This window comes from Marinimicrobium sp. UBA4509 (assembly GCF_002388575.1).
In the GTDB taxonomy this organism is placed as follows: domain Bacteria; phylum Pseudomonadota; class Gammaproteobacteria; order Pseudomonadales; family Cellvibrionaceae; genus Marinimicrobium; species Marinimicrobium koreense.
Window position 1 is genome coordinate 14,303 of sequence record NZ_DGMV01000005.1, and the last position, 2,520, is coordinate 16,822.

General features: G+C 58.9%; 3 protein-coding genes. All 3 read left to right on the top strand.

Annotated elements, in window-relative coordinates; all coding sequences use genetic code 11:
* On the top strand, positions 1–863 hold an 863-nt coding region (locus tag B3520_RS00320), incomplete at its 5' end, for an MtrB/PioB family outer membrane beta-barrel protein (protein ID WP_286875032.1).
* Positions 864–959: 96 nt separating this feature from the next.
* Positions 960–1,871, top strand: a complete 912-nt coding sequence (locus tag B3520_RS00325) for a hypothetical protein (protein ID WP_286806960.1) — start codon at positions 960–962, stop codon at positions 1,869–1,871.
* Positions 1,872–1,998: 127 nt separating this feature from the next.
* On the top strand, positions 1,999–2,520 hold a 522-nt coding region (locus B3520_RS00330; RefSeq protein ID WP_286875035.1), incomplete at its 3' end, for a TetR/AcrR family transcriptional regulator.

Sequence of the window (2,520 nt, forward strand, 5' to 3'; positions counted from 1 at the left end):
GAACCACCGTCTCGGCGGGTTTATCCCGGGAAACCATGGAGCGCAGCTTTCAGGAAACGGAAAAAACCAGTACCACCGACTACTGGGGTGAAGTCCGCGCCGCCTTGACACAGACGCTCGATGTTCGGCTCAAGGGCGGGCAGGAGCGCCGGCGTTTTGTCGAGCACTATCGGCCTCTGGACGACCTCGTACCGGGGGAGAACCCCCTGTTGCGGCGCTATCATCTGGGCGAGCGCGATCGTGATCAGGTTCGCGCCAGTGTCAATTACTTACCACGGGACTGGATGACGCTCAGCGTTTCCCTGGATTACGCCAAGGACGATTATTTCAATACCCGGATTGGTTTGACGGAGGCGCGCGACCGGTCTCACAGCCTGGATGTATCGGTGCGGCCGACAGAGAATCTGTCACTCTATGCCTTCGCGACCCGTCAACGAATCGACTCGGATCAGGCCGGTAGCGATAACTTTTCCACGCCCGACTGGACCGGCCACCAACGAGATCAGTTGGATACCTTTGGGGTCGGCATTGAGCGCGAAGCGCTGCTTAATGGGCTGGATGTGGGCCTGGATTATGGTTACTCCTACGGACGAGGGGTGATTGAAATGGAGACTCGGGCCAATGCAGCGCCTTTTCCGGACCTTAAAACCCACCTGAGCCGGCTGGAGCTGTTCGCCCGATACCAGTGGTCCGAGCCACTCTCTCTGGGCCTGAGTTATGGGGTTGAGCGCTATCGGAGTGCCGACTTTTTCATCGACACGGTGGCGCCGGATACGGTGGCCAACCTGCTTGCCAGCGGCCAGCAAAGCCCTCGCTATTCGGTGCAGTTTGGGCAGGTCAGCCTGACATACCAGTTCTGGTAGTTCGGCCCCGACTTTGAGTCCAGTGCAGAGGGGCTTGTGTCGTCAGGGTCAATCCGTTAAGTTTGCGTGACTAACCTTGCGTTCAGAATGATAATAATGCTTAAGACTCTTCACAAAGCATGGTGGTTGTTTCTCGTTTTCGGCATTGGTACCCATGCCGGCTGGTGTGCAACTGGGGAAAACGCCCCGGCCGTGGAAGTCCGGTTCTGGGACAGCACCGAAGGGCGGCTCAGCTATGAGTACGAACTGCTTCAGCTAGCCCTGGAAAAAACTGCCGATGATTACCCCGCCTATGATCTGAATCGCCACGATGAGGATTTTGGCTCCCTGCGCGGGCGTCGCGCACTTGCCGCGGGGTACCCGATCAATGTCTACGCGGCACCAGCGCGGGATAAAGAGGGGCCGCTGGAAGCGCAGATCATCTCCATCCCGATCCCGATTCTGGGCGGCCTGATGGGCTACCGGCAATTGATCGTCCGCGAGGACAGCTTGCCAACCATGGCCGAGGTGACCTCGGAGGATCAACTGAAGCGATTGACGGTAGGGCAGGGACAGCGCTGGCCGGACGTGGCCATTTTCCGTCTCAATGGCTATCCGGTAAACGACACCGGCCGCTACAGCAATCTGTTCACCATGCTGGAGCAACGCCGCTTTGACTACCTGTCTCTGGGCATCATCGAAGCGCGTCGGGAGTTGGCCAGTCACCAACCGGCGAACGGAGGCTTGGCGCTGGTGCCGGATCTGTACCTCTACTATCCCTTCCCGGTGGTGTTTCATGTCAGCGCCAAAGCGGGTCCCCTGGCCGCTCGCCTGGAGCAGGGGCTGATGCGGGCATTGCAGGATGGTTCCATGGAAGCACTGTTCCAGCGTCATTTCGCCGAGGAGCTGGCGGCCATACATGGTGAGAACCGGAGGCTGATTGTGCTTGAGGCGCCACTTCCCGAACTTGACTGGATACCCCAGTACCAGTTGCCGCCGCTCATGCGGCTCAGAACCTCTGCCCAGTGACGGCCTCCTTTTTGGGGTTTTTGACGAACGAAAAACGGGCTATTATGCCCCGGCCTATGGTGCTTATAGAAAACAACCATAAGCGATCCCCTTGTAAAACCAGACGACCGGTCATATATTGATGGGCATGAGCAAGCGCGAGTTAAAAAAAGACCTCTTACTGGAAGCTGGCCTGGGTGTCATGGCGACCCACGGTTACAACGGTACCAGTATCAAGGACATTGTCGACGCCGCCGAGGTGCCGAAAGGGTCTTTTTATACCTACTTCAAAAGCAAGGAGGATTTTGCACTGGAAGCACTGGAGCGGGCCACCGAGGCGCGCAACCAGGAGAGCCGGGCGCTGCTGGAGGATACCAGTCTGCCGCCGCTGGAGCGTCTGACCCGGTATTTCCGGGACTACACCGGCGCCTGCGATAGCGGGGTCACCGGCGGCTGCTTTATCGGCAACATGTGCCAGGAGATGTCGGACTCCAGCGAGGTCATTCGCCTGAAGGTGCGCCAGCTACTGCGCAATAACACCGAGGCGATCGAAGCGGTGCTGGAAGAGGCCCGCCGGCAGGGTAGCCTTAGCAGCCCGCAGCCCTCATCGGTGCTGGCGGAGTATCTGTTCAATGCCTGGGAGGGCACGGTCATGCGGATGAAGGCCGCC